This is a genomic window from Paraburkholderia solitsugae (assembly GCF_013177695.1).
GTDB classification, from domain to species: Bacteria; Pseudomonadota; Gammaproteobacteria; order Burkholderiales; family Burkholderiaceae; genus Paraburkholderia; species Paraburkholderia solitsugae.
In genome coordinates this window covers 1-2,477 of the sequence record NZ_WOEY01000140.1, presented here as the reverse complement: position 1 = coordinate 2,477, position 2,477 = coordinate 1, and the positions used below count along the sequence as shown (strand labels likewise).

Below are 2,477 nucleotides of genomic sequence, written 5' to 3'. Positions count from 1 at the left end.
GTGTGCACTGGGGCACACCCGGCGATTTCCAGCGCGGAGGCCAGCATGGAAAACGATAGCACGGTGTATGTCGGTCTGGACGTTCACAAGGAGTCGATCACGGTGGCGTACGCGGTCGGCATGGGCGACGTGGAACTGCTGGGCAAGACCGGCACCATGAAGGCTGATATCGATCGCCTGTGCAAGCGTCTTCAGTCGAAAGCGCGGCACATACACGTTGTCTATGAGGCGGGTCCGTGTGGCTATGGACTTTACCGGGAGCTCGTCCACAAAGGATTCGACTGCATGGTGTGCGCGCCATCGCTGATTCCGAAGAAGCCAGGTGAGCGCGTCAAGACAGACCGTCGTGATGCGCTCAAACTGGTGCGCTCACTGCGCGCCGGTGACCTGTCAGCGGTGCACGTACCGGACGTCGACGATGAGGCGTTCCGCGATCTGGCCCGTGCCTGGGCAGCGGCTAAAGCGGATCACCGGCAGGCGCGCCAGCGGCTCAAGTCCTTTCTGCTCGCACACGGCGTCCGCTATACAGGTAATGCCAACTGGGGACCCGCCCACCGGCGATGGGTGAGCACATTTGCGTTCCCAAACCACTGGCAACAACTGGCCTTCGACGAGTGCCGTCGCACGATTGAAGACAGGCTCGCGCAATGTGACCGCCTCGAGGCAGCGCTGCGTGAGGCCGTCGTCCACTGGCGGTTCTATCCGGCCGTACTGGGCCTGCAGACCATGCGCGGTGTGAAGTTCATCACCGCCGTCGGTATGCTCTCCGAGTTGGGGGACCTCTCACGCTTCGAACACCCGCGCCAGCTGATGGCCTGGCTTGGCGTGACGCCATCAGAACACTCTTCGGGCGACCGCCGCCGACAGGGCAGCATCACGAAGAACGGCAACAGCTATGCAAGAAAGCTGCTCGTCGAGGCGGCCTGGAGCTACCGTTACCCCGCACGCGTGAGTCCTGACATCCAGCGACGGCATGAAGGTATCCCCAAGCCCATCATCGACCGTGCCTGGGACGCACAGGTTCGACTATGCCGCCGATATCGCAAGCTGGCCGCACGCGGCAAGAACGTGAATATCGCTGTTGTCGCCGTCGCTCGCGAGCTCGCGGGATTCATCTGGGACATCAGCCGGCTGGCCATGTCGCTTGCCGTACCGAGCCACCCCCAGGCATCGTAGCCATGGGCACCGGCAGTGACTGACAAATAGCAAACTGAAGGAGTTTCCTGAAGGCGGCGTAGCCCGGCACCCGAGTAACCCGCGACCGGACTATGCAACGGATGTCATCCGATTTGCGGCTTTAGATAGCGGCAGGCTCATGGGGCGGACCTCTGTAATGCGGTAACCAACCCGCGGATATCAGTGCGATCCACCGTCGAGACTTACTGCTACGCCGCCCTCAGGAAATTCTCGCGCCTATGGAACGGAAGCGACGAAAACCGATCCCGATTGACACGGAAAGTCATATCAGTCCGTCGGCCATGAACGGCCCTTCTCAATCGATTTGCGAACGTCCGCTCACAAGGGAAGGGCCGCCTTTCGACGAAGCGACTGTGACCGGCAGCTCGTCGGTGCCAATGGCATGGCCGGTTTCGGACACGCGCGTGACCACGTCAAGAGATATCTCAAGTTGCGTCTCGAGCCGATCCTGTCAGGGTCGGTATGTTGCAGCGCGACACCTATGACCGATGACTGGGCCCGCGCAGTCGCATTAGCAAGTGCTAGCTATATTACGCTTGGTTATTTGGCCTGTTTCTCCGTTTTGCTATACCTAGATTACCGGCAGTGCGCGGCCCATCCGCCGCACGATCACTCGGCGCCCGTTGCGACCAGCGCGACGCAGGGGCAACGCATCGGCGAGACCCGATTTTTTCGCGCTCCAGGCTGGCAGGAGGCTGACATGGCAAATCTTCTGTTCGTAGAGTCGCGTGATCCGTACGACGCCGGGGATACTCAGCACTTCCATGAACTGATTAAGGGCGTGCGCCAGAGGAACAACACAGTCACTTTGTTCCTGATTCAAAACGGCGTGCTTTCCACTCGCCCGGGGGCGAAGTTCAGCGAACGATATGGGGAGCTGACTCGCAGCGGCATCACGGTACTCGCCGATGAATTCTCCCTGCGCGAACGCGCGATCGAGCGGCTGGTGGAAGGTGTCCAGAAAGCGGACGTCAATCAACTTGTGGATCTCCTTTTTGAGGCAGATACCAAGGCCATTTGGCATTGAAGCAAGGAGAGCATGATGGCTACCGGTAAAACATTGACCCTGGCGCTGATGGATCCCCCGTATGAGAAAGCAGCGAGCACGACGGCGCTGCGCATTGTCGATGCGGCACTGCGTCGAGGTCACAACGTGACGGTGTTCGCCTACGAAGGCGCAGTCAACCTGACCATGAAAGCGCAATCGCAGCATGCCAATCCGGTCAAGGGAACGTCGGTTGAGGAAGAGGATCACCCGACAACCAAGGATTGGGTTGCCG

Annotated in this window: 3 protein-coding genes; all 3 read left to right on the top strand. The window is 60.2% G+C overall.

The features are described from left to right. Window positions 1-45: 45 nt before the first annotated feature. Window positions 46-1,176, top strand: a complete 1,131-nt coding sequence (locus GNZ12_RS36335; protein WP_172316834.1) for an IS110 family RNA-guided transposase — start codon at window positions 46-48, stop codon at window positions 1,174-1,176. 721 nt (window positions 1,177-1,897) lie between these two features. Continuing rightward, window positions 1,898-2,224, top strand: a complete 327-nt coding sequence (locus tag GNZ12_RS36330; protein WP_172316832.1) for a DsrE family protein — start codon at window positions 1,898-1,900, stop codon at window positions 2,222-2,224. Between the two features lie 15 nt (window positions 2,225-2,239). Continuing rightward, window positions 2,240-2,477 (top strand): DsrE family protein (locus tag GNZ12_RS36325; protein ID WP_172316830.1); only part of this gene is annotated, 238 nt, incomplete at its 3' end.